Source organism: Arthrobacter pascens (assembly GCF_030815585.1).
In the GTDB taxonomy this organism is placed as follows: Bacteria; Actinomycetota; Actinomycetes; order Actinomycetales; family Micrococcaceae; genus Arthrobacter; species Arthrobacter pascens_A.
This window is the reverse complement of sequence record NZ_JAUSWY010000001.1, coordinates 3482850-3507767: the sequence shown is the minus strand read 5'-3', so window position 1 is coordinate 3507767 and position 24918 is coordinate 3482850. Positions and strand designations below refer to the sequence as shown.

Below are 24918 nucleotides of genomic sequence, written 5' to 3'. Positions count from 1 at the left end.
GCTGTCGCCGGTGCTGTGATGAAGGTGTGGCGCCTAGCGGCGCACAGCCAACAGAGCACGTCAGTGGCGAACAATCGGAGGTTCAATCATGAGCACCACCGGACAGCACCCGGACATGCCGCACCTCGATGCCGTGGAGTCCGATCCCGCATATGACTATGCCGAGGACGCGCCGGCTCAGAAAGATGACTGGGATGCGGAGGACGAATTCCTGGATGCGGAAGAAGTGGTCATTCCGCCCGCCCCGGTAGTCGTCGATGCCGAGGAACGCGTGGTCGCACTTGACCCCGAAGAGTACCGCGAGACTGAAGAGACAGACGATATTGAGTAGAACGGACGACGGCGCCGCCTCCGGTTCGCTGGAAAGTGAACCGGAGGCGGCGCCGTCGACCGTTTTGGCTGGCTCTTGCCGTTACAGCTCTGGCCGTCAGGAAGCCTGGAGGGTTACCGGCACTTCCTCGTTCTCCTGACCCGCGACGCGCCGGCGCCAATTGCGCATGACCTGCGGATCCGTCGGCTTGGACGCGAGGGAAATGGCAATGTAGACCACCAGCGAGGAGGCGAGACCGTAGTAGATTGGCTCGTTCGCATACACGCCGTCAGCGCTGGGGATGACTCCGGTTGCGTACAGCATCAGGAGGACAAGTGTGACCACCGAGCCCACGGCCATGGACCAGGCCGCCGCGATGCCGGTGCCGCGTTTCCAGACCAGCCCGCCCAGGATCGCAACCAGCAGGCCGCCCACCAGGATGTCGTAGGCAATGGTCAGGGCCACGATGACATCCTGCGTGACCATGGCGATGAGAATGGCCACAATGCCCAGGCTAAGGACCCACATGCGGTTAGCCTTGACGTCGTGCTCGGGGTTGTCGGTGTCGTCGGTGTTGATGTCCTTGCCGAACCAGCTGGCCACAAACGGCAGGACGTCGGCACGGGCCACAGTTGCAGCTGCGATGAGGGCTCCGGAGGCGGTGGACATCATGGCAGCAACGGCCGCTGCGAGCACAAGGCCGCCGATGCCGATGGGCAGCAGGTTCTGTGCCACCTCGGCGTAGACAACGTCCTTGCCGAGGTTGGCGACGTCAATGTCCGGCAGGGCAACCTTGGCGCCTAGGCCGATGAGTGCTCCGGCAGCACCGTAGAGGATGCAGTAGATGCCTGCGGTGGCCCCGCCCCAGCGGGCAACTGTGGGCGTCTTGGCGGTAAAGACGCGCTGCCAGATGTCCTGGCCGATCAGCAGGCCCAGGGTGTAGACCACGAAGTACGTGAGGATGGTCTGGGCGCCGATGCCGTCAATCTGGAAGAAGCTGTCCTCCACGCGGCTGCGGATGCCGTCCAGGCCGCCCGCTGCGTTAAGCGTGAACGGCAGCATCAGGAAGAAGATGCCCACCGTCTTGATCACGAACTGGACCTGGTCCGCGAGGGTGATGGACCACATTCCGCCGATGGTCGAGTACACCAAGACGATTGCGCCGCCGACGGCGATGGCCAGGGCGCGGTCCCAGCCGAACAGCACCACGAAGATGGTGGCGTAGGCGCCCGTGGAGGTGGCGCAGAGCATCAGTGTGTAGGCCAGCATCACGATGCCGGAGGTCTGCGTGGCGCGGCTGCCGTAGCGGAGCGTCAGCATCTGGGAGACGGTGTAGATCTTAAGTTTTTGGATGGTTCCGGCGAAGAGCAGGCTGAGCAGCAGCACGCCGGCGCCGATGGCCACCACCAGCCACATGCCCGAGATGCCGAATCTGTAGCCGAGGCCCACGCCGCCCACGGTGGAGGCGCCACCCAGGACGACGGCGGCCATGGTGCCTGTGTAAAGGAATGGCCCCAGGCGGCGGCCGGCCACCAGGAAGTCGCTGTTGTTCTTGGTGCGGGACTTGCCCCACCAGCCGAAGGCCAGCATTGCGATGAGGTACACCACCACGATGGCGATGTTGACGAAGTTAGCGTCCATGTTGGGGCTCCTTGGAGCTGATTGGCAGCATTTCTGGAATCCGGAGGTGCTGCTGGGGATGCCGGTGTTCCGCTGCTCTTGCGGGGTGGGGATTGAGGAGATTACTCAGGATGCTGGATGGAATATTGCCTACCAGACAACACTTGTTGCCCAAAAGCGTATGCTGTGACCGTGGTAACAGTCAAGGCTTCGGCTGTCACATCGTTCGACGCCCTGTTTTTGCCGCGCCACACGGGCTGCTGGCCATTAGTATTGCTCCAGAGATGGGGCCGGGCTGCCGGCTATGAAAGGTTCGCACATGAAGGCACTCCCAGTTGAGCCGAGCAACGTCCCTGTTGCCATCGGTTCCAGAATCCGTGCCGCACGGCAGTCCCAGCGGCTCACCATCGAGCAGGTTGCGGACGCTACCGGCCTGACCAAGGGATTCCTGAGCCGCGTGGAGCGCGACCTGACCTCGCCGTCGGTTGCCTCGTTGGTCACCCTGTGCCAGGTCCTCTCGATTTCCATCGGGGACCTCTTCGCCGCTCCGGAAACCCATCTGACCAAACGTGATGACGGGCCGCGGATCTCACTGGGGGGCGAAGGGATTGTGGAGCGACTCCTGACAGCCCGCTCCGAACGCCGCATCCAGATCATCCAGGCTGTCATTGAACCGCATGGCCGCGGCGAGTCCGAGCTCTACGCCGTGGACTGTGATGTGGATGTACTCCATGTGATCAAGGGCAGCATCCGGCTCATTCTCACCAACGAGCAATATGAGCTCAGCACAGGCGATACCGTGACCTTCCCCGGCCGTGAACCCCACACGTGGATCAACCCCACGGACAAGCCGGTAGAGGTTCTCTGGGTCCTGGTTCCTGCCGCCAGCCGTTAGCCGCTGCTTCCTGCTCGCTGGCCGTGGTTCGTACCAGGGGCAGCTCGAAAAGAATTATTCCAAGCGATGTAATAAATCCCGCTCCACTGGACACTAATAGGTTGACGGGGCACAAACACCCCGCCCATCCATAAGGACCTTGTTCACGATTGGGGAAGACAATGCACTCTGCAAAATTCGGGAAAACTGCAGCCGGGGCCGCCTTGGCGATTGCGCTCGCGTCTGCCACCGCTGCATGCGCAGCCGCGCCCACATCAGGCCCGACGTCGGACCGGGGCTCCGGTTCGGCGCTTACCTTGACGTCGTCCGCGCAGGCCGGTGCGGAAAGGGCCCGTGCGGAAAGGGCCGCCGGAGAAAAGACAAAGGTGCCAGCGTCCGCGCTGAAGACCTTCACCTTCCCGGACGGGCACATTTCCTTCGCGTACCCGGCCAATTGGTCCATCCGCACCCAGCCCGGTCCAACGCTGCCCGGCGGCCCCGCCGAATGCGTCGAGGCGGTGTTGAGTGATCACCACGGCAAGGATGTGGCCTTCATCGTCAGTGGCTTCTATGGCGATGGCGCCTCCGGTCCGGTGGACCGCACCGTCTTTGACTCCGCGCCCGTTCCCGGGCTGGCTGCTTTCGGGGGGAGCCGGCGTTCGGCTTCTTCCGCGACAGCTATATCGACGTCAACGACCACTTCTACATGGACGTCCGCCCGGGTGCCGAGCTTGTAACCGGAAGCACCAACAGCGGCAACGGCCAGGTGATCCTGCCTAATGGTGCGGCGATCTTCAGGGTTTATATGGATTCTCCCGGCTTCCCCTCGGCGGAAGCTGCCGGGGCCTGGATGAACACTGCGGAATACGCGCAACTCAAGGCGCTTCTGATGAGCCTTTCCTACAGCTGATTGCGGCGTCTGGGCGGGAACTGTCGCGCTCGCGCGGACCGCGGGGGAGTTGACGGCGGGCGGCCACGTGGAGGTGACCGCCCGCCGTCGGCGTTCTTCGCAGGGGAAAGTCAGATGTAAACAGTTGATGCACATAGGACAACTTAAGTGTATGATGGCAGTCACATCCGCCGATCAATTCTCGAAGGAGAGGCCTCCCCTTGGAAGAGCTGCGCATCGAAGCCAACGGCAATCTTGGCCCCATCGATTCATCCCGTATCCCGCGCTATGCCGGCGCTGCCACCTATGCCCGCCTTCCGCGCCTGGACCAGGTGGCCAAGGCTGGCATCACGGTGGTGGGTGTTCCTTTCGACTCCGGCGTGTCCTACCGCCCCGGCGCGCGGTTCGGCGCCAATCATGTCCGCGAAGCCAGCCGTTTGCTCCGTCCGTACAACCCGGCCTGGGACGTCAGCCCGTTCGAAAACGTCCAGGTGGCCGATGCCGGTGACATGGCGGTCAACCCGTTCAACATCAACGAGGCCATCGAGACCATCCAGCAGAACGCCCTGGACCTCACGTCCGCCGGCAGCAAGCTGGTGACCCTTGGCGGGGACCACACCATCGCGCTGCCCCTGCTGCGCGCCGCCGCCGAACGTGCCGGCGGCCCCATTGCCATGCTGCACTTCGACGCGCACCTGGACACCTGGGACACCTACTTCGGCGCCGAGTACACCCACGGCACCCCATTCCGCCGGGCGGTGGAGGAGGGCATCCTGGACACTGAGGCGATCAGCCACATCGGCACCCGCGGTCCGCTGTACGGCAAGAAGGACCTCGACGACGACCACCGCTTCGGGTTCGGCATCGTCACGTCCGCGGATGTCTACTACCAGGGCGTCCTGGAGACCGTGGCCAAGGTGCGGGACCGGATCGGCAACCGGCCACTCTACATTTCCGTGGACATCGACGTTCTGGACCCCGCGCACGCCCCGGGCACCGGCACTCCCGAAGCCGGCGGCATCACCAGCCGCGAACTGCTGGAGATCATCCGCGGCTTCCGTGGCATGAACCTGGTTGGCGCGGACATTGTTGAAGTGGCTCCGGCCTACGACCACGCCGAGATCACGGGCGTGGCCGCCAGCCATGTGGCCTATGAACTGGTGACGCTGATGGCGGACAATGCTGTTGAACGCGACCGTTTCGGCGCCGCCAACGGCTACGCCGCACAGGCACTCGGCCAGGAAGTCCGCCAGCCTGCGGGCTTTGCCGCGGGCACCGGCACCAAGGAGTACTGACAGTGATCGATTTCGATCCAGGGACAGCAGCCCCGACAAAAGGGACCGACGTGCGAAACGGCGGGGACCTCGTCGTCGAGACCCTTGAAGCGCTGGGCGCCAAGACGGTCTTTGGTATTCCCGGCCAGCACGCGCTTGGCCTGTTCGACGCCATGGGCCGCGGCAACCTGCACTTCGTGTCATCCCGGGTAGAGAACAACAGCGCCTTCGCCGCCGACGGGTACTCCCGCGCCACGGGTGAGGTGGGCGTGCTGTTCCTGTCCACCGGCCCCGGAGCGCTGACCTCTCTCGCCGGCCTGCAGGAAGCATATGCAACAGGCGTGCCCATGGTGGTGGTGGCCAGCCAGATTCCGCTGGAGGGACTGGGAGCCCGGCGCAAGGGCATGCTCCACCAGCTGGATGACCAGAAGGCCTCGGCCGCTAACGTCACCAAGAGCCAGCGCCTGATCCAGCATGCCTCCGGCATCCCGTCGGCCATCCAGGACGCCTGGACTGAGGCGATCTCCTCGCCGCAGGGGCCGGTCTGGCTGGAAATCCCGCAGAACGTGCTGCTGGATCCCATCATGGTTCCGCCGGTGGAGGACGCACTCGCCGAAGCGGCTGACAACCCGCCGCGCGTGGAACTCATCCGGGAAGCCGTGAAATGGCTTTCGTCGGCGGAGCGTCCGGCCATCATCGCCGGTGGCGGTACCCGGCGGGGCAGTGCGGAGAAGTCCCTCCTCACCATTGCCGAAAAACTCCGGGCCCCCGTGATCTGCACGCCGGGCGGCAACGGCGCGTTCCCCTGGAACCATGAGCTGTCCCTGCAGTCCTGGATCGAGGACCGCTATATGACGGATGTCCTGGAGGATGCGGACGTCCTGATCGTGATCGGCTCGTCCCTGGGCGAAGTCACGTCCAACTACTTCACCTTCGAGCCCCGCGGCCGGATCATCCAGATCGATGCCGAGCCCCGCGTACTCGAATCCAACCGTCCCGGGCTGGGCATCCGGGCTGACGCGGGCCAGGCGCTCGCAGCCCTGGACGAGGCCCTGGATGTTGAACCGGGGACCGCGCCAAGCTGGCACGGGACCTCACCGGAGGACCTCGTGAAGGAGTCCCTCGCCAAGGTCAAGGCACGGCTTGAGTCGCAGGACCTGGCCAAGGAACTGAAATTCATGGCGGACATCCGGGAAGCCGTTCCTGCGGACATGCAGACCTTCTGGGACATGACCATCTCGGCGTACTGGGGATGGAGCTGCTGGGATGCACGTGAGGGCCAGTTCCATTCCGCGCAGGGTGCCGGCGGCCTGGGCTATGGTTTCCCGGCGGCCCTTGGCGGCGCTGTGGGGCTGGAGACCGTGGGGAAGCCAGGCCGGGTGCTCGCAGTATCCGGCGACGGCTCCGCCATGTACTCCATCTCCGAACTTGCCACCGCGAAACAGCACAACATCCCGGTCACCTGGTTGATTGTGGATGACGGCGGCTACGGCATCCTGCGCGAATACATGGTGGGCGCCTTCGGCCAGGCCACGGCCACCGAGCTTGCACGCCCCGACTTCGTCATGCTCGCCGAGGCGTTCGGTGTGCCGGCCACGCGCGTTGCCCCCGAGGACGTGGGGGACGCGCTGAGGGCGGGCTTCGCCGCAGACGGACCAAACGTCGTCGTCGTCGAAACCCTGCTCAAGATGTTCGGCCCCACCCACCTGGACCACTGACCACGCACACAGCACCTCCACTACAGCGCGAACTGGCAGCTAATGCCCTCTCAGAACGAATTTGAGGGCATTAGCTGCCAGTTCGCGCTTGGGGGTTAAGGGGAAGAGGCTGCGCATTAGTTTCCTAAAGCAACCATGTTGGGTATATAGTTGCTTTAGGCAAACAATCGGGAGTACTTAGAGCCATGGCAGTTGCGCCGGATACGGCAGCGGACCTCGTCTACCAGATCTTCGACCTTCAGCGCGTGGTGAGATGTATCGCCGCGGCAAGCACTCGGGGGCAGGACACCGGGGTGGCGCTGCAGGGTGTGCTGAGGTTCGTTGGCGAGGGGGAGTCACGCGCGACCCACCTGGCCGAGCGGCTGGGTGTCAGCGCACCGGTTCTCAGCCGCCATATCGCTGACCTTGAAGAGCAGGGGTACGTCATCCGCCGGCAGGACCCCGACGACGGCCGGGCCCAGTTGGTTGCCCTGACGCAGCCGGGTGCGGACAAGCTCCGGCAGATCGAACAGCAACGCGCCGCGACGCTGCAGGAGTATCTCCGCGACTGGAGCCAGCACGACGCCGAAGCGACGGCGAGAACACTTCACAACCTCGCTGAATCCCTCAAGCATTCAGCCCGGGCAGAGGTGGCCGGACCCATCACGACGATCCCCACCTCTTAGGAGCAGATTTATGGCAAGCCACGCCGCCGCCCCGGCACCATCATCCACGAAGTCACAGCCGTCGCCCACGGCACCGCCGGTACACAAACGCGCACTCGGAAACGCGGGGGAGCCGCAGCCGGCGATGTCGCACCGCCAGATCATGGAAGCCCTGACCGGGCTCCTAGCTGCTTTCTTCACCGCTATCCTCAGCAGCACCATCGTTGCGAATGCGCTGCCCACCATCATGTCCGAGCTCAAGGGCACCCAGACGGATTTCGCCTGGGTCATCACGGCTGCGCTGCTGGCAAACGCCGCCACCACGCCCATCTGGGGCAAGCTGGCCGACCTGTTCAACAAGAAGGTGCTGGTCCAGCTCAGCATCGTGGTATTCGTGGCGGGCTCCGTCATGGCAGGCCTGTCCGAGACCATCCCGCTGCTGCTGACCGCACGCGTGATCCAGGGTGTGGCCATGGGCGGCCTCACTGCTCTGGCGCAGGCCATCATCGGTTCCATGATCCCGCCCCGGGACCGCGGCAAGTACTCCGGCTACATGGGCGGTGTGATGGCCGCGGGCACCGCCGGCGGCCCGCTTCTGGGCGGATTCATCGTGGACAGCCCGCTGGGCTGGCGCTGGACGTTCTTTGTCTGCGTACCGCTCGCCGTCGTGGCCCTGATCCTGCTCCAGATCACCCTGAAGATCCAGCACGTCAGGCGTCCTGCCAAGATCGACTGGCTCGGTTCCATCCTGCTCACCTCAGGCGTCAGCCTCCTGCTGATCTGGGTGTCCTTCGCCGGCAACCCCGACTACTACGACTGGTTGTCCTGGGAGTCGGCGGCGATGGTGGGCGGGGGCGTCCTGCTGCTGGCGCTGCTGGTGCTTGTGGAGTCCAAGGTGCAACAGCCCATCATTCCGCTCAACATCATCTCCGAACGGACCACGGCCCTGGCCATCCTGGCATCCGCGGCGGTGGGCGTGGCCATGTTCGGTTCCTCAACGTTCCTGGGCCAGTACTTCCAGGTTGCCCGCGGCGCCACCCCTACCGAGGCCGGTCTCCTGACACTGCCCATGATCGCCGGCAACCTCATCGGGTCCGTTGTGTCAGGCCAGTTGATCAGCCGCACAGGAAAGTGGAAGGGGTACCTGGTTGCGGGTTCTGTCCTGCTGATCGCCGGACTGGGCCTGAGCGGCACCATCGACCACACCACCGAGCTCTGGCGGACAGGGGTCTACATCGCTGTCCTTGGGCTGGGACTGGGCATGGTGATGCAGAACCTCGTCCTCGCCGTCCAGAACACAGTCAAGGCCACGGATATCGGTACCGCCAGCGCGTCAGTGGCGTTCTTCCGGTCGGTGGGCGGCGCGATCGGCGTGTCAGTCCTTGGCGCCGTTCTTGCCTCCCGCGTCACCGAATTGTCCAAGGAGGGGCTGGCGGCCGCCAACATCCCGGTGCAGGGTGACGGGGGCGGGGCCACTATGGACCTGGTGGATCTTCCCGCACCCGTCCGCGAAATCATGCGGGCCGCCTACGGGGACGCCACGGCACAGATCTTCCTGATCTCCGCCATCATCGGTGTGGTCGCGTTGATTGCTGTCCTCTTCATCAAGGAAAAACCGCTCCGACGCACCGTTGATATCGGTCCCGAGGCCGGCGACCCGCAGGCGGATGGTGCCGCGGGTGCGGCGGGACCTTTGGATTCGCCGGCAGCCGGCAGCGCCTCAGCCGCTGCGTCTTCGTTCGGACGTCCGACGGCGGCGGCCGGCATAACTGCCGACGTCGACGATATCGACCGTGAGTTTGTTGAGGTGCTGAGGCGGCAGCGCAGCAGCGAAACCGGCTCGGGGCCGACGGCCGCGCAATACCTCGCCACCGGTGCAAAGCACCACGGTCCAGAGGACGCAGGGGCCTGACGGGCCGCGCCCGCGCGGCCGGCGGCGGGAGAAAGTACTCCGATTGGATGATCTTTGGCTGTGGATGTTTCGCCCGGGCAACGGATTTCGTAGAGTGGGAAGGCTAAGAATGTCAGCCCTCGCTGCTACTACTTATTCTCATCAATTCGCGCTCTCTTCCTAAGGACCCGTGGGCATGCTCCTCACCCTCATACGGCGCTACTCCAAGCCGTATATGCCGTACATCGTGGCCGTCATTCTTTTCCAGCTGGCGTCCACCATTGCTGCTCTTTACCTTCCCAGCCTGAATGCCCAGATTATCGACGAAGGTGTCTCCCGCGGCGACACCGATTTCATCTGGCGCACCGGCGGCGTGATGCTCCTGGTTGCCTTCGTCCAGGTGGGCACGGCCATTGCCGGCGTGTACTACGGCTCCAAGACCGCTATGGCCGTCGGCAGGGACCTGCGGCGCGGGGTGTTCCGCAAGGTCACCAGCTTCTCCGCCAAGGATGTGAACACGTTCGGCGCGCCCACACTGATCACCCGCGGCACGAACGACGTCCAGCAGGTCCAGATGCTGGTGCTGATGGGATTGAACTTTATGGTCGCCACGCCGATCATGTGCATTGGCGGCATCATCATGGCACTCCGCGAGGACATCAGCCTGTCCTGGCTGGTCTGGGTTTCCGTGCCGGTGCTGATAGTCGTGGTGGGGTACCTGGTGGTCCGGCTCATGCCGCTGTTCCGGTCCATGCAGAAGAAAATCGACCGCATCAACGGCGTCCTCCGGGAGCAGATAATCGGCATCAGGGTGGTCCGCGCCTTTGTCAGGGAGCCGTACGAAACCGAGCGTTTTGGTGAAGCCAACAAGGAACTGACCGATGTTTCACTAAAAATCGGCGCCCTGTTTGTCCTGATGTTCCCGGCCATCGGCATGATCCTGCACCTGTCCACGGCAGCCGTACTGTGGTTCGGCGGCCAGCGGGTGGACTCCGGTGACATGCAGGTGGGGGCCCTGACGGCCTTCCTGCAGTACCTCCTGCAGATCCTCATCGCCGTCATGATGGGCACGTTTATGGCCATGATGATCCCGCGAGCCTCGGTATGTGCGGACCGCATCGGCGAAGTGCTCGACGTCGAACCCTCCATCCATGACCCGGAGCGGCCGGAGGCTCCGGCCACCCTCGCGGGCGTGGTGGAGTACCGGAACGTCACATTTGCCTACCCGGGCGCCGAATCGCCTGTGCTGAGCAACATCAGCTTTACCGCCAAGCCGGGGGAAACCCTTGCCATCATCGGCTCCACCGGTGCCGGCAAAACCTCGCTGCTTTCCCTGCTGCCGCGCCTCTACGATATTGCCGACGGCGAAGTCCTCCTGGACGGTGTGTCCGTCAGCAAGCTGGACCGGGCCGAAATCACCAAGCGCGTGGCGCTGGTGCCCCAGCGGCCGTACCTGTTCTCGGGGACCATCGAGCACAACCTCCGTTTCGGAAAAACCGAAGCAACGGACCAGGAACTCTGGGACGCCCTCCACGTGGCGCAGGGCGAGGACTTTGTCCGCGAAAAGAAGAACGGCCTGAACGCCCGCATTGCGCAGGGGGGCACCAACGTCTCCGGCGGCCAGCGGCAGCGGCTCTGTATTGCCCGCGCCCTGGTTACCAAGCCCAAGGTGTACCTCTTTGACGATTCCTTCTCGGCCCTGGACGTGGCCACCGATGCCAGGCTCCGCGCGGCGCTGAAACATACCACTGCGGACGCTACCGTGATTATCGTGGCCCAGCGCATCTCCACCATCACCGGGGCGGACCAGATCCTGGTGCTGGACAACGGGCGGATCGTCGACCGGGGCACGCACGAGGAGCTCCTGGAAACGTCCCCTACCTATCAGGAAATTGTTGAATCCCAGCTGAGCGTGGAGGAAATGGCATGAGCAGCCGCAAGAAGGACTCAACAACGGAAGAGGACACGGCAGCAGCCTCTGCTGCTGATTCGACCGAAGTCCTGGAAGAGGACGACGAATTCTTCGAGGAGGAGTACAAGCCCTCGGAGGCCGACGGCGACATGTTCGGCGGTATGCCTGCCAAAAAAGCCGAACACTTCTGGCCCTCCGCCAAGAGGCTGATAGGTCTGCTGAAACCCGAAGCCGCAGGCATCTACGCCGTGGTTGCCTTGGTGGTGGTCGCAGTGGTCCTCAACGTCGTCGCCCCCAGGATCCTGGGCCAGGCCATGGACGTGATCTTCGGCGGGGTGGTGGGCAAGCAGCTCCCGGCAGGCGCGAGCAAGGAAGAGTTCGTGGAGGGGCTGCGCCAGCAGGGGCAGGATAACTTCGCGGACATGATCGCGAAGATGGAGCTGGTCCCCGGAAGCGGCATCGACTTCCAGAAACTGTCCGTCCTTATTGCCATCGTGCTGGTGATGTACTTTGTGGCCAACATTTTCCTGTGGCTGCAGGGCTACGTCCTGAACCGAATTGTCATGAAGGTCATCCGGCAGCTCCGCGATGACACGGAAAAGAAGCTGAACCGGCTGCCCCTGAACTACTTCGATACACGCCAGCGGGGCGACGTCCTCTCCCGGGTGACGAACGACGTCGACAACATCCAGCAGGCACTCCAGCAGGCCTTTGCCCAGCTGATCAACTCGCTGCTGACGGTCATCGGCATCGTGGTCATGATGTTCATTGTGTCCTGGCAGCTGGCGTTGATTGCCTTGATCGCCCTCCCGCTGTCCGGTGTGGCCGCCGGCATCATCGGCTCCCGCAGCCAGAAGCTTTTCGCCGCGCAGTGGAAGAACACCGGCACGCTGAACGGGCAGATCGAGGAATCCTTCTCAGGCCATGACCTGGTGCGGGTTTTCGGGCGTGACGCTGACATGCTGGAGCGGTTCGAAGAGCGCAACGAAGCCCTGTACAAGGCCAGCTTTGGGGCACAGTTCGTCTCCGGCATCATCTTCCCGGTGATGCAGTTTGTCTCGTATCTCAGCTACGTGGGCATCGCCGTGGTGGGCGGCCTGCGCGTGGCCTCCGGCTCCATGTCCCTGGGCGACGCCACCGCCTTCATCCAGTACTCGCGCGAGTTCACCCAGCCGCTGGGCCAAATGGCAGGCATGGCAAACATGCTCCAGTCCGGCGTGGCGTCCTCGGAGCGAGTGTTCGAATTCCTGGACGCTGATGAGCAGGATGCCGAGACGGCCACTGAGCACCTGCCGGCAAAGACTGACGGACACGTGGAATTCAGGAATGTCACCTTCAGCTACACCGAGGACAAGCAGCTGATCGAGAACCTGTCCTTTACCGCCGAGCCCGGCCATACCGTGGCCATCGTGGGTCCCACCGGGGCCGGCAAGACCACGCTCGTGAACCTGGTGATGCGCTTCTACGAACTGAATTCAGGATCCATCACCTTGGATGGGGTGGACGTCACCAGCCTGAGCCGTTCCGAGCTCCGGTCCAAGGTGGGCATGGTGCTGCAGGACGCGTGGCTGTTCGGCGGCTCCATCTACGACAACATCCGCTACGGCAACCTGGACGCCACGGAGGAGCAGGTCATGGCAGCCGCCAAGGCCACCTTCGTGGACCGCTTCGTTCGCGCCCTGCCGGACGGCTACAACACCGTGATTGACGAGGAAGGCAACAACGTCAGCGCCGGTGAAAAACAGCTCATCACCATCGCCCGCGCGTTTGTGGCCAACCCGTCGCTGCTGATCCTGGATGAGGCCACCAGTTCCGTGGACACCCGGACGGAAGTGCTGGTGCAGAAGGCCATGGCCGCCCTGCGGACTGACCGCACCAGCTTTGTGATTGCCCACCGGCTTTCCACCATCCGCGACGCCGACACCATCCTGGTGATGGAGAATGGCAAGATCGTGGAGCAGGGCGGCCACAAAGCCCTCTTGGCGGCACAAGGCGCGTACTACCGGCTGTACATGTCCCAGTTCGCCGGTTCCGATGTTGAAGAAGCCAGCGTGGACGACTCGACGGCGGTGCACAGCTGAGCGCGCCGGATGCGGGGGGACAGGTCCCCGGGGCTGTGGCGGATGCCCGGCGCATCGAGGTCCTGGTCCCGATGCGCTGGGGAGACATGGACGCGTACGGGCACATCAACAACGTCCAGATTGTGCGGATGCTCGAGGAAGCGCGGATTGCCGCGTTCGGACCGCCGCGGGGCGCTGGCCTGCCTGGGATCGAGCCGCAGGTTTCCCTCTTCAACGACGTTCCGGAGGGGACCATGGCGCTGGTGGTGGACCACAAGATCCGCTATGTCAGGACCCTGGAATACCGCAACATCCCTGCGCCGGTCCAGGTGTGGATCGGCGCGGTGAAGGGGGCCAGCTTCGACATCCACTACCTGGTGCAGGATCCGGTCACCCGGGAGGACTGCGTCAGGGCCAGCAGCCACCTGGCTTTTGTGGATGAGGCCACCGGCCGGGTGCTGCGGCTGACCCCGGAGCAAAAGCAGCGGATCGCGCCGTTCACTGTTTGAGCCCATGCACACCCCGTTCACTGTTTGAGCCTGCACCGCCTTGACCCTGCCGCGTGGAACCCCGTGCCGTTGCGTTGGCACGGCGCACGCCGGAAACTGAATACCTGGACTAAGGAGCTTTGACCATGGCCAAGAAAACCTGGAAAGAAATGTCGCCTGCGGCACGGACGGGCACGGTGGTAATAGGAATTGCGCAGATAGCGCTGATGCTGGCTGCGCAGCGGGATATCTCGCGGCGCCCGGCGGAACTGATCAACGGGCCAAAGGCGGCGTGGCGGATGGCTGCCCTGATCAACTTCATCGGGCCGATGGGCTACTTCGTTTTTGGCCGCAAGAGGCCAGCAGCGGTCAAGTAGCGGTCGACTAGGCAGTCAAGCAGGCGGTGATCCGCTCCCCGGAGCCTTGGAGCGGGCACTCAGCTTAAGCCTGTAAATTTGAAGCCATGATCCCTGCCCCAAAAAATGCCATCACCCGTGCCCTCGGTATCTCCCAGGAGATCGAGGATGCGGCGTGGTTTGTGCTGGGGCCGGGACTGCAGGGCTGGCCGTCCGCCTTGGATGGCCGCACCCTGACCTGGACGGCGGAGGCTGCGGCGGAGCTGCTGGAGCGCCTCGAAAGGGGTGTTCCGGACGCCAAGGCACCCATGATGACCAACCTTCGCGAGAACCTCCAGGACGCCTCGCGCGCGGCCAAGCAGCTGGCCGTTGAACTGCTCTTCCTGCAGTCCCTGCCTCTGGCCCACGAGGTCAAGTCGCTCAAAGTCAAGCGGGCACGGGTTGCGGAGGCCGCGTCCTGGCTGGAGCCGCCGCTGGAACTGCCCCCTGAGCTCTACAAAGGCATGACCGACCATGGCGTGATCCGGGACCGCACGGCCGAATTCAACTGGACCATCTGGGACCACCTCAAATGGCTGTGCCGGTTCGTCCAGCACGTGGACCAGCAGGTCCCGGAAGCCATCGCCGAGGCGCTCGGCGACCCGCTGAAGTTCCACAAGTTGGCAGCTTCGACTCCCGGGGACCAGCCAGCCATCCGCCGCAGCATCGAATACCTCACCTGGCCCGGTTACTTCGAGCCCGTGGTGGCGGACGTTGAGCGCCAGGAGATCCGGGACGCTTTCGCCTCGCTCGTGGGCGGCGCCAAGGGTGACAGTGATGAAGACATCACGGCGGACATCCACCGCATCCGCCTCCACCTGGACGAACAAGCCGGGCAGCGCATCGACTGGTACGCTCGCCAGCTGGTGAGCCAGTGGCGGAAGGTGGGCGATCCGGGTCGCCGGGCCTGGCTGATGCGAACGCACAGCGACAACACCGAACTGCTCGCAGCGTGGCAGGCCGAGGAAATGGTGACGCTCGACGTCGAACATCTCCGCCTGCTCGACCCCGGCGTGACCGCCGGGCTGGTACAGCATGCCGTGGACGAGGACTACAAGCACCTGGGCTATGTGGAGCGCGAGGACACTAAAACTGCCGTCTTTGGCTTCCTCACGGTCATGAAGCCCGGGGACCTGGTGCTCTACCAGAACTCGGGCACGGTCCGGCTGGGCGTGGTGCTGGGGGAGCCCGAACACAATGAGGACAACCGGCGGATGCGCCGCAAGGTGCGCTGGTTCGATGAAGGCCACACCACTACGGCCCTGCCCCGGCATGTCCAGCGCCAGCTGGCCACCTCCGGCGTCATTGTGGACGTCACCAGAGTGGTCCACGCGCTCCAGACACTGCTCCCGGCCGAGGCCGAACCGGAAGACGACGACGCCGGCGAGTCAGCCGCCGTCGTCCCGCCCGTCCAGGAGGGCTTCCGCACGCTCACCCGCGATTTCGCGGATTCGCTCCACATGGATCTTGAGCCGCTGCAGGAGATCGCCGAACTGCTGGAGGAGAACCGCCAGCTGGTCCTCTACGGTCCGCCTGGAACCGGAAAAACGTACCTGGCCAAGCACCTCGCCGCCGAGCTGGCCGACGACAGCACGGACGAACGCGTGAAGCTGGTGCAGTTCCACCCGTCGTACGCCTATGAGGACTTTTTTGAGGGCTACCGGCCCGACAAAACGGATGAAGGCCAGGTGTCCTTCAAACTGGTGGCGGGACCGCTGCGCAGGCTTGCCGAGGAAGCAGCCAAGCCCGGCAACGAAAAGAAGCCCTACTTCCTGATCATCGACGAGATGAACCGCGCCAACCTGGCCAAGGTCTTCGGCGAGCTCTACTTCCTGCTGGAGTACCGCGATGACCGGATCTACCTGCAGTACAGCCCCAACGAGCCGTTCACGCTGCCGGACAACCTGTACATCATCGGTACCATGAACACCGCGGACCGCTCCATTGCCATGATGGATGCCGCCATCCGCCGACGCTTCGCGTTTATTGAACTGCATCCGCAGACCGAGCCGGTGAAGGGTTCGCTGCTGCGCTTCCTGCAGGCGCGGCAACTGGACACCACGCCGGCGCTGCTGCTGGACGCGCTGAATGCAGCTATCGACGAGTGGGACCGCGATCTGATGATCGGACCGTCCTACTTCATGAAGCCAGCCGCCCAAACGCCGGGCGGCCTCCGCCGGATCTGGAAATACGAGCTGATGCCGCTGCTGGAGGAGCATTACCACGGCCAGCTGACGCGGGCGCAGCTAGAGGAGCGCTTCGGGCTGGAGCAGCTTCTGGGACGCCTTGCGCCAGGGTAGCCTCGCGCCGGGCAGGCCTGGGACGGCTGTGCGGCATCTGGTCCTGGACGAGCTTTCCGGCGGCATCGTGGACACGCTGGACGCCGCCAGCGCGGCGTTCCTGAACACCAGCGGCCTGGCCAAGGCCTCCCCGATGGGCATGGGACTGTACCGGATCGAGCCCGTGGGCAAGGTGGGCTCCGTCCGGACCTCCACCGTGCAGCTGGACGTGCGGCCCAAGGACAGGCTGGGGCTGAGCCGCCTCCTGTTCCTGCTCAGCTACGCCGGCAACCAGGGCTTCCGGCCAGATTCCGTGGCCGCCGTTGAGGACCGCGAACTCTGGAGCGCCCTGGCCGAATCCCTGGCCCAGCTCGCCGAACGTGCCCTGGGCCGCGGCGTCCTGCAGGGGTATCTCACCGTGGACGAATCGCTCCGGACCGTGAAGGGCAGGATCCGCATCTCGGACCAGATCTCGCGCCGCCCGGGCATGCTGGTCCCGCTGGAAGTGTCCTATGACGAGTTCACCGAAGACATTGCTGAAAACCGGATCCTGCGTGCCGCGCTGGAGCGGATGGGCCAGGTGCCTCGTGTGCGTCCCGAGGTCCTGAGCCGGCTCCGGCAACTCAAGGGGAAGCTCGACGCCGTCACCCGCCTTTCTGCCGGCGCTCCGCTGCCGCCGTGGAAACCCAGCCGGATGAACGTCCGCTACCACGCCGTCCTGCGCCTGGCTGAGCTGGTCCTGCGGAATTCCTCTGCTGAAGCCGGCGAAGGCCGGCAGCAGACCGCATCGTTTGTGGTGGACATGGCGCAGGTTTTTGAGGACTTTGTGGGGACCGCCCTGCGCGAAGCCCTGGCGGCGTACCCGGGTGAGCTGCGGCTGAAGTACAACGCCATCCTGAGTGAGGCCGTCCGGGATTCTGACCGCCTCTCGGTGCGTCCGGATGCGGTGCATCTGCTGGGCGGACGGCCGGTGGTGGCCTACAACGCCAAATACAAAGCCGCAACGGACCTGGGGGCATCACTCTCCGCGGACCATTACCAGATGCTGGCTTATTGCACAGCCCTGGGGGTGCCGACAGCCTGGCTGGTCTATGCCGGTTCGGGTGAGGTGAAGCTCCGGCGGATCCTCAACACTGACATAGACATAGTCGAGTTTCCCCTGGACCTTTCCCGGCCGCCGTCGGACATCCTGGCCGCCGTCTCCGACCTTGCCTGGCAGTCCTGGGGCGAGGTGGTCCGGGCTGCCCGGGAGGGAACCTAGACCGGTACCCGGAACGTAAACGTGGTGCCGTGACCGAGCGAGCTCTCAACTTCAATGGTGCCGCCGTGCGCTTCCACAATCGCTTTGCTGATAGGCAGGCCCAGGCCCACCCCGGGGATGGCCGTCCGGCGCACATTGTTGGTGCGGAAGAATTTGGCGAACACTTCAGCCTGATCGTCTTTGCTCATTCCCATGCCGGTATCACTGACGCGGCAGGCCAGCTGGCCGTCTTGCTGTTCGAGGGACACCACCACATTGCCGCCGTCCGGCGAGTACTTAATGGCATTGGAGACCAGGTTGTCCAGCACCTGAGAGATGCGGGGGCCGTCCACATGGGCGTCCAGCCGCCCGGGTGCGTCAGCCTGCAACGCCACGTGGGAGGCAGCAGCCTTGGGCTGGGCGGCAGACACGCTGGCGCGGACCAGTTCCGCCACGTCCACGGCGTGGGGCGTCACAATCAGGTGGCCGTGCCTGATGGCCAAAAGATCGGACACCAACGTGAGGAGCCGCTCCGAATTGCGCCTGATGATCTGCAATGGGTGCTTTTGGTGCTCCTCCGGGTAGTCGTCCTGCAGGATTTCGACATACCCCAGGATGGAGGTCAGGGGCGTCCTGAACTCGTGCGATACGTTGGAAACGAAGTCGTCCTTGGCTGCTAACGCGTTCACCAGGTCCGTCACGTCACTGAAAACAATCACCGATCCCGAGAAGGTGCCATCCGGGTCCTTCATTGCCCGGGCCGTTGTGGTGATGGCACGCTGTTCCTTGCCTGACCCCAGCCAGACCAGGTAGTCCGTGAATGTCTCGCCCAGGATCGCACGGCGCACCGGGCGTTCTTTGATGGGAACAGGAGTGGTGCGGTCCGCTGCGAAGACCAGCAGCTGGGACTCGTTGGGATCCTCGATATCCTTTGGCGTGGCCAGCTTGTGGTTGGCGCGCTGCTTGCGGTTCATGAGGATATCGTTGCCGTCGGCATCGACGGCAAGGACGCCCAAGTGGACAGTGTCCAGGATCGTATTCAGCAGCGACTCGTGCCGCATGCTGTTCCGCAGGCTCGCCTGGAGCAGCTCGTCCTTTTCCTCCAGGACCTGCTGTTGACGCATCATGCTCATGGTCAGGACGCTGACGGACACTCCGATCCCCAGCGTCATCACCGGCAGGAGCAAGGAACGCGCCAGGGTCTGGCCGGAGACGTCCCCCTGGATGAACAGCGGAACCCAGATGATGGCTAGGGGCGCAAAAAAAGAAAGCCACAGCGACGCCCGCGGATAGTAGCCGGAGGCGCACAGCCAGATCACGGGGAAAACCGTCAGCAGGCTGATTCCTGTAAGGCTTTCCTGCCCTCCCTCCCTGCCCGCCGCGATGGAAACGAAGTCCAGCAGCGGGATCACCAGGAAGCTGGTATACGGCAGGCGCTCCCATGGCACCACGTAGCACAGCACCATAATGGCCAGCTGGGAGACGAGGAACCCTACAAACAGCGGGTTGTCCATGGTCCCGGGGAAGAAAGCTGCTACCAGGGCGGCGGTGAAGAGGGCGGTCACGAAGAGCGGCGTCTGGCTCAGGACAACCCGGTCCGTCAGCCGGTATTCGTGGAACTGCCGGCGGAAGAACCTCAGCCGTCCTGAAGCCCACGCTTTGGGCTCACTCGCGGGTGGGGGTCCGGTAAGCCCGGTGTTGAGACGCATACCAGCAGGATATCGGCAGCCAGCTATACTTCTGACGGTGTTAACTTGGCTGAGGGGGCTGCAATGAGTGAAGCACGTGTGGGTCTGGTCATCGAGGATGACCAGGATATCCGGGAACTGGTGCGCACTGTGTTGAGCCAGGCGGGCTTTCAGGTGACGGTGGCCTCCAGCGGCGCTGAAGGCGTTCTGGCGGCTAAAACCTTGAATCCTGACGTGATCACGCTGGATCTGGGTCTTCCGGACATCGACGGTTTTGAAGTCTCACGCCAGATCCGCGAATTCTCCGACGCCTACATCGTGATGCTCACCGCCCGGACAGAAGAGCTGGATACGCTGATTGGCCTGGAATCCGGGGCAGACGATTACCTCACCAAACCCTTTCGTCCCAGGGAGTTGCGCGCCCGTGTGGCTGCCATGATGCGGCGGCCGCGTTCAGCCACGGAACCGCCAGAAAATCCCGGCGCGGCCGACGCGCCAGCAGACACGGGACTAACCGTAAGTGGCCGCGGAAACTTCAGACACAACGGCCTAGACCTTAGCTACGCGGCTCGTTCGGTGGCGGTGGATGGCCAGGAGCTGAACCTGACCCGAACGGAATTTGAACTCCTGTACGCCCTCCTGGAAGCTGGCCGAACTGTACGGACCAAATCGGACCTGGTCCGGCGGCTCCGTGACGAGGATTACGACGTCGGAAGTTACATCAGCGAAGCGGACGAACGTTCTGTGGAGGTCCACATGGGGAACCTGCGGAAAAAGCTCGGGGATTCGCCGCAGCGTCCGCGGTGGCTCCAGACGGTACGCGGCGTTGGCTACCGGTTGGCCCCAGAGGAACGTTGAGCCTGCAGGCGATGAAGGGTCTGCCGGCTGCATTGGTTAATCGGCTTCAGGAATGCGGCAGCCAGGTGAGGCAGCGAAACTGCGGCGTCCGCCTGCCGTGACTCGTCGCGAATTGCCACCTCCAGGTCCATTGCCAGCCCTGCCAGCCGCTCAGCTCCGACCATCTGGCTGGAGGTCTTCAGGCTAAGGACCGCATCAATCGCACCGTCCAGGTCCCCGGTTGTCAGGGCGAGCCGCAGCTTGGCGATCCTATGAGGAAGGTACTCGATGAAATTCGCCACGAACACGGTGCAGTAGCCCTCATCGTCGTCCAGTTCCGCCCGCAGCCGGTCAAGCACTGACTGGTCCACCAGCGGTCGACTGGAGTCATCAGGCTGTGTCATGACGGTCCTTTTCGCTGGGCTCACCCGCCCCGGAAACGAGGCCGTGAGGTAAGGCATTCGTCCTCCTTCAGATTAGGTCCCTTCTCTTACCCGGCAACGGTTGCGGAGGAGGATTGCGGCTTTCTTGGGGAGACTGCGGGATTTACGGATCGGTGGCTCCGCTGGGCGGGGCCACCGGATTCAATCTTCTGACGGGGTGATCAACAAGGGAGGGCGTAAAGGAGAAAGATTGGCTCAATATTCCCGGTGCGTCTGCTGAGTGCCGAGGAACTGCACCAGCTGGTTCTCCAGGGCCGAGCCGTCCTTCAGCTCGCACTCCCACACGGTTAGCACCTTCCAGCCGGCGTCTTCGAGCTGACGGCGCTGATCTGCGTCGCGGTTTCTGGTCCGCGTGCGCTTGGTTTCCCAGAACAAGGCATTGGCCTTGGGGGAGTGCTGTCCCACGCGGCAGTCGTGGAAATGCCAGAAGCACCCGTTGACGAAGATGACCTTGCGGCGGCCCGCGAATACCAGGTCCGGATTGCCCGGGAGGCGGCTTTTGCCTGCCTGCCCGTGCAAGCGGTACCGGTAGCCCTTGGCGTGGAGGAGTTGGCGCACCAGCAATTCCGGCTTGGTGTTTTTGCCCCTGATCCTGGACATGTTCCAGCTGCGCTGCTCCGGAGTCAGCCTGTCCGCCATGCTTCCAGTCTAGGGAGGTCCTAGATGTCGCGCTCCGGCTGTTCTCCGAGCTGGAAATGGCGGCCGCTGACGGACGCGGGATCGATCTCCACGTAGAAGTCCTTTAGCGTTGGAACCCATGACTTAAGCCCCAGTTCCTCCGCCGCTGCAATCTCCGCCGAATTGCTGAGGACTCGCGCAGTTCCCCTGAGCACCACAGACCACGCTTCGTCGGACAGGATGCCGTCCGTTTCAAAAAGCACGGTGGCGTTGATTGTCAGCTGCGCCAGCTTGTTGCCCGGCGCCGTCCGGAGATAGATCTTCCGGTCCGAGGTCAGGTAGTTGACTGGGAAAATGTCAGGCTCGCCCGCAACGGACACCACCAAGCGGCCGTGCCGGGTGCTCTCCAGGAGCTTCCAGGACTGCTCGTCGTCGAGTTCCAGGACCGGGTTTCCATCTGCGTGATTGAACATCATGGCCCTATTCTTCTACGTTCCGTAGAAAAAGACCAGAGGCATCCGATATCCGCACCGTCAGGCCGTGGTGACGCACCGTCGCTTCACAGTCTTGTCAACACTTAACCCGGCTGAAACAACGCCGTGACCAGTTTGTCGTCCCTGCTGGTTAGCGTCGCAAGGAGACGTCCAACCAGCGCGTTCCAACAATCACGTCCCATCGACGAAAGCGACCCGCCGAATGAGTAACGACCTGGAGAGTACCCAGCTATTGGAGCCGACGGCGGCAGGCAGTGCCGGCGTCGTCAGCGGTCCGGCTGAAATCACGACGGCGGGCAACGCCGCGGCACTGAGCGCCACCAAGGAGAGCCTGGAGGATTACACGCTCCGGTTTGCGCCGCGCTCGTACCGGAAATGGAGCGCCGGGGTGGTGGCCACCAGTGCGTTGGGCGGCATTGCCTACCTGGCCGACTTTTCCATCGGGGCGAACATCGGCATTGCGTACGGCACCATGAATGCCATCTTCGGCATCTTGGTGGCGGCTGTCATCATCTTTGCCACAGGCTTTCCGCTTGCTTATTACGCCGCGCGGTACAACATTGACCTGGACCTGATCACCCGAGGTTCCGGGTTTGGCTACTACGGATCCGTGGTCACGAACGTCATCTTCGCGACGTTCACGTTCATCTTTTTTGCCCTGGAAGGCTCCATCATGGCCCAGGGCCTGGAGTTGGGCCTTGGTATTCCTCAGTGGCTCGGGTATGCGGCGTCCACGGTGATCATCATTCCGCTCGTGATCTACGGGATGAACACGCTGGCCAAGCTGCAAGTCTGGACCACTCCGCTGTGGCTGCTCCTGATGGTGGTGCCGGTGGGCTACCTGCTGGTTTCCCATCCGGAGAGCATCGACGGCTTCTTTGCCTACACGGGTGGGTCCGGTTCCGGCGGCCCCAACCTTGCCTCGGTGATGCTTGCTGCCGGCGTTTGCCTCTCGCTCATGGCGCAGATCGCCGAGCAGATCGACTACCTGCGGTTCATGCCTCCGAAGACTGCTGAGAACAAGGGCGCCTGGTGGCGTGCCGTGATCCTGGCCGGGCCTGGCTGGGTGATTTTCGGGGCGATCAAGCAGATCGTGGGCATGTTCATTGCCATCTACCTGATCGCCACCCTGGATCCGGCCGCATCCGTTCACGCGAACGAGCCGGTCCACCAGTTCCTAGGGGTGTACCAGGAGATGATGCCGGCGTGGCTGGCGATGAGCCTGGCAGTGGTGCTGGTGGTCATTTCCCAGATCAAGATCAACGTCACCAACGCCTACTCCGGCTCCCTGGCGTGGACCAACAGCTTCACGCGCGTCACGAAGACCTACCCGGGGCGGATGGTGTTTGTGGTGGTGAACCTGGTGATCGCGCTGATCCTGATGGAGGCCAACATGTTCGATTTCCTGAACACCATCCTGGGCTTCTACGCGAACTGTGCCATGGCCTGGGTGGTCACCGTGGCGTCCGACATTGCCATCAATAAGTACCTGCTCAAGATCTCGCCCAAGGTTCCGGAGTTCCGCCGCGGCATGCTGTACGCGGTGAATCCGGTGGGATTTGTGTCCATGCTGGTATCCGCGGGGATCTCCATAGCGGTGTTCTTCGGGGCCTTCGGTGCCGCAATCCAGCCGTACTCGCCGATCTTCGCCGTCGGGCTGGCGTTGGTCCTGCCGCCGGTCCTGGCACTGGCAACGCAGGGACAGTACTACCTGCGGCGCACTGATGACGGCATTGACCTGCCAATGTTCGACGCCGACGGGAACCCCAGCGACCAGAAGCTGCTTTGCCACGTCACCGGGCTGGAGTTCGAACGTCCGGACATGATCCGCTCGGCCCAGGACGGGCCCGACGGCGAAGCGCAGTACGTCTCGTCGCTCGCCCTTTCGACGGACAAGACCGGGCAGTTGGTGCTGCCGGCGCAGAAGTAGCTTTTCTCTTTGTTTGGTCGGGAGGCCGGTGCATTTATGTGCCGGCCTCCGTTTTGACTTTTTATTGGTGCGTGACGGTGGTAGAACCAATGGCGGGTGCCTGTGGATAACTTTGATCGCTGAAATGTGACCTGGGCTACCCTTAAGTCATTGTTCGGAGCCAGGCGTCTTGAAAACTATCGGGGGATTAGCTGCCCATGACATCGCACAAGTTCCTTACGTCCCGTTTTCCTGCGTCCCGGCGCGTGCGCACGTTTCTTGTTGCTGTTGTGGCCGCGGCTGCCCTGATGCTCGCCGGATGCAATTCAGGGGGCACTCCCAGCGGTCCGGACACTACGTCTCCATCTGCCACGGAGTCTGCGACGCCGAGCCCGACGCCTACGCCCACGCCTGCTACCGAAACGAGTAGGGCGCTCAACTTGATTGCGCCGAAATTGCCCGAGGACGCAAGTAGCAACACAAAGGACGGCCTTCAGTCATTTTCGAGGTATTACGTGGAACTCCTTGAGTATGCATATTCGACAGGGGAGGTTTCTAAGTTGGAAGGCATTAGCTCGCCGACTTGCTCGACCTGCTCGGGGCCCATTGGCGATATCGAAAATGCATACTCTGACGGCGGGTGGGTGGTGGGAGGAGACCTTGAGGCAACGGCTGTCACAACGAGCTTTCTTCCGTCGTCGACTGGATCTTTTTTCGTGAACCTGTCTATCAAACAGGGCAGAACTGCCTACTACTCAGGCCCCGGGATTCTCCGTAAAGATATTCCTGCGCCAACCGAAGACGCGCCTATGCAGCTCACTGCGAAATTCCTGAGCGGGGCTTGGCAGGTTGAGGACTTCTCACCACCTAAAGGGCTTCAATGAGTCCTAAGGGAAATTCTCATGCTTCCACAAGACCAGTCCTTCATTGCTCCATCGGCGCCATATTGGCCATTGTTCTAAACCTGGTTGCATTCACCGCTGTGGGTTACGCAGACAGCTTACAAGGGACCAATTGTCATGTGGACGGTGGTCTCACCGGGAGTGGCGGTTCGGCGTCAGGTGTCTGCGGTGGGGACAATATTCCTAGTCCTCAGGAACAACAGCCGATCGAACCAGTGGCAGATGACGGCTTTGAGTACTGGTGGGAGCCAGAATGCAGCGCGGACGTTCAAGTCGAGCAGGAGTGCGCTTTGGTTGCAACGAGGAGTTGCCAGAGAGAGCCTGATGGACAATTTCTTCGCCCTGTTCGCGCTCCCAGAGACAATCTAAATCTGAAGCAGCAGTTGGGTAATGCCAGATGTGTCTATCCTGGAGAAAATCCTGGGGAAGTCAT

General features: G+C 63.2%; 22 protein-coding genes. 17 read left to right on the top strand and 5 right to left on the bottom strand.

Features of this window, described 5'->3' with window-relative positions:
* The first annotated feature begins 88 nt into the window (after positions 1–88).
* Complete coding sequence (locus QFZ30_RS16170; protein ID WP_307077923.1) at positions 89–331, top strand: hypothetical protein; 243 nt, start codon at positions 89–91, stop codon at positions 329–331.
* Positions 332–427: 96 nt separating this feature from the next.
* On the opposite strand, the gene QFZ30_RS16165 is transcribed toward QFZ30_RS16170, so the two are convergent.
* Positions 428–1951, bottom strand: a complete 1524-nt coding sequence (locus QFZ30_RS16165) for a sodium:solute symporter (RefSeq protein WP_307077921.1) — start codon at positions 1949–1951, stop codon at positions 428–430.
* 298 nt (positions 1952–2249) lie between these two features.
* On the opposite strand from QFZ30_RS16165, the gene QFZ30_RS16160 reads away from it, so the two are divergent.
* The 13 genes from QFZ30_RS16160 (at position 2250) to QFZ30_RS16100 (ending at position 17615) form a co-directional block, all read left to right on the top strand.
* Positions 2250–2825: a helix-turn-helix domain-containing protein gene (locus tag QFZ30_RS16160; RefSeq protein WP_307077919.1), complete on the top strand. Its 576-nt coding sequence runs from the start codon at positions 2250–2252 to the stop codon at positions 2823–2825.
* Between the two features lie 161 nt (positions 2826–2986).
* The gene (locus tag QFZ30_RS16155; protein WP_307077917.1) at positions 2987–3541 is read left to right on the top strand and encodes a hypothetical protein; all 555 of its coding nucleotides are present in this window, start codon (positions 2987–2989) and stop codon (positions 3539–3541) included.
* The gene (locus QFZ30_RS16150; protein WP_307077915.1) at positions 3511–3714 is read left to right on the top strand and encodes a hypothetical protein; all 204 of its coding nucleotides are present in this window, start codon (positions 3511–3513) and stop codon (positions 3712–3714) included. Before QFZ30_RS16155 ends, QFZ30_RS16150 begins: the two co-directional genes overlap by 31 nt.
* Before the next feature lie 200 nt (positions 3715–3914).
* Complete coding sequence (speB, locus tag QFZ30_RS16145; RefSeq protein WP_307077914.1) at positions 3915–4988, top strand: agmatinase; 1074 nt, start codon at positions 3915–3917, stop codon at positions 4986–4988.
* 2 nt (positions 4989–4990) lie between these two features.
* The gene (locus tag QFZ30_RS16140; protein ID WP_307077912.1) at positions 4991–6685 is read left to right on the top strand and encodes a thiamine pyrophosphate-binding protein; all 1695 of its coding nucleotides are present in this window, start codon (positions 4991–4993) and stop codon (positions 6683–6685) included.
* 185 nt (positions 6686–6870) lie between these two features.
* On the top strand, positions 6871–7350 hold the full coding sequence (locus tag QFZ30_RS16135) for a MarR family winged helix-turn-helix transcriptional regulator (protein WP_307077910.1): 480 nt from the start codon (positions 6871–6873) through the stop codon (positions 7348–7350).
* Between the two features lie 124 nt (positions 7351–7474).
* Positions 7475–9241, top strand: coding sequence for an MFS transporter (locus QFZ30_RS16130; RefSeq protein ID WP_307080312.1), 1767 nt, complete (start codon positions 7475–7477; stop codon positions 9239–9241).
* A gap of 175 nt (positions 9242–9416) precedes the next feature.
* Positions 9417–11150 carry an ABC transporter ATP-binding protein gene (locus QFZ30_RS16125; protein WP_307077909.1) on the top strand — a complete coding sequence of 578 codons (1734 nt, stop codon included), beginning with the start codon at positions 9417–9419 and terminating at the stop codon, positions 11148–11150.
* Positions 11147–13213 carry an ABC transporter ATP-binding protein gene (locus QFZ30_RS16120; protein ID WP_307077907.1) on the top strand — a complete coding sequence of 689 codons (2067 nt, stop codon included), beginning with the start codon at positions 11147–11149 and terminating at the stop codon, positions 13211–13213. Before QFZ30_RS16125 ends, QFZ30_RS16120 begins: the two co-directional genes overlap by 4 nt.
* Positions 13214–13284: 71 nt before the next feature.
* Complete coding sequence (locus tag QFZ30_RS16115) at positions 13285–13701, top strand: acyl-CoA thioesterase (protein WP_307080310.1); 417 nt, start codon at positions 13285–13287, stop codon at positions 13699–13701.
* Positions 13702–13826: 125 nt separating this feature from the next.
* Entirely contained in the window at positions 13827–14057 is a 231-nt protein-coding gene (locus QFZ30_RS16110) for a PLDc N-terminal domain-containing protein (protein ID WP_307077905.1), read from the top strand.
* A gap of 86 nt (positions 14058–14143) precedes the next feature.
* Complete coding sequence (locus QFZ30_RS16105; RefSeq protein WP_307077903.1) at positions 14144–16375, top strand: McrB family protein; 2232 nt, start codon at positions 14144–14146, stop codon at positions 16373–16375.
* 43 nt (positions 16376–16418) lie between these two features.
* Positions 16419–17615, top strand: coding sequence for a 5-methylcytosine restriction system specificity protein McrC (locus QFZ30_RS16100; RefSeq protein WP_307080307.1), 1197 nt, complete (start codon positions 16419–16421; stop codon positions 17613–17615).
* Here QFZ30_RS16100 and QFZ30_RS16095 read toward each other — a convergent pair.
* Positions 17612–19303, bottom strand: coding sequence for a sensor histidine kinase (locus QFZ30_RS16095; RefSeq protein WP_307077901.1), 1692 nt, complete (start codon positions 19301–19303; stop codon positions 17612–17614). The two genes, QFZ30_RS16100 and QFZ30_RS16095, sit on opposite strands and share 4 nt — an antisense overlap.
* Positions 19304–19366: 63 nt before the next feature.
* On the opposite strand from QFZ30_RS16095, the gene QFZ30_RS16090 reads away from it, so the two are divergent.
* Positions 19367–20140 (top strand): response regulator transcription factor, encoded by a 774-nt coding sequence (locus QFZ30_RS16090; RefSeq protein ID WP_307077899.1) that lies wholly within the window; start codon positions 19367–19369, stop codon positions 20138–20140.
* Here the strand turns inward: QFZ30_RS16090 and QFZ30_RS16085 are convergent.
* The 3 genes from QFZ30_RS16085 to QFZ30_RS16075 all read right to left on the bottom strand — a co-directional run bounded on the left by QFZ30_RS16085 (position 20113) and on the right by QFZ30_RS16075 (position 21656).
* Positions 20113–20523, bottom strand: coding sequence for an Hpt domain-containing protein (locus QFZ30_RS16085; protein ID WP_307077897.1), 411 nt, complete (start codon positions 20521–20523; stop codon positions 20113–20115). The two genes, QFZ30_RS16090 and QFZ30_RS16085, sit on opposite strands and share 28 nt — an antisense overlap.
* Positions 20524–20757: 234 nt before the next feature.
* Positions 20758–21201, bottom strand: coding sequence for a very short patch repair endonuclease (locus QFZ30_RS16080; protein ID WP_307077895.1), 444 nt, complete (start codon positions 21199–21201; stop codon positions 20758–20760).
* A gap of 20 nt (positions 21202–21221) precedes the next feature.
* On the bottom strand, positions 21222–21656 hold the full coding sequence (locus QFZ30_RS16075) for a pyridoxamine 5'-phosphate oxidase family protein (RefSeq protein WP_307077893.1): 435 nt from the start codon (positions 21654–21656) through the stop codon (positions 21222–21224).
* 220 nt (positions 21657–21876) lie between these two features.
* Between QFZ30_RS16075 and QFZ30_RS16070 the strand changes: the two genes are divergently transcribed.
* Together QFZ30_RS16070 and QFZ30_RS22065 are read left to right on the top strand one after the other, a co-directional pair.
* Positions 21877–23604, top strand: coding sequence for a purine-cytosine permease family protein (locus QFZ30_RS16070; RefSeq protein ID WP_307077891.1), 1728 nt, complete (start codon positions 21877–21879; stop codon positions 23602–23604).
* 197 nt (positions 23605–23801) lie between these two features.
* A complete protein-coding gene (locus tag QFZ30_RS22065; protein WP_373462851.1) occupies positions 23802–24467 on the top strand; it encodes a DUF6318 family protein in 666 nt (221 codons plus the stop codon).
* Positions 24468–24918 lie beyond the last annotated feature (451 nt).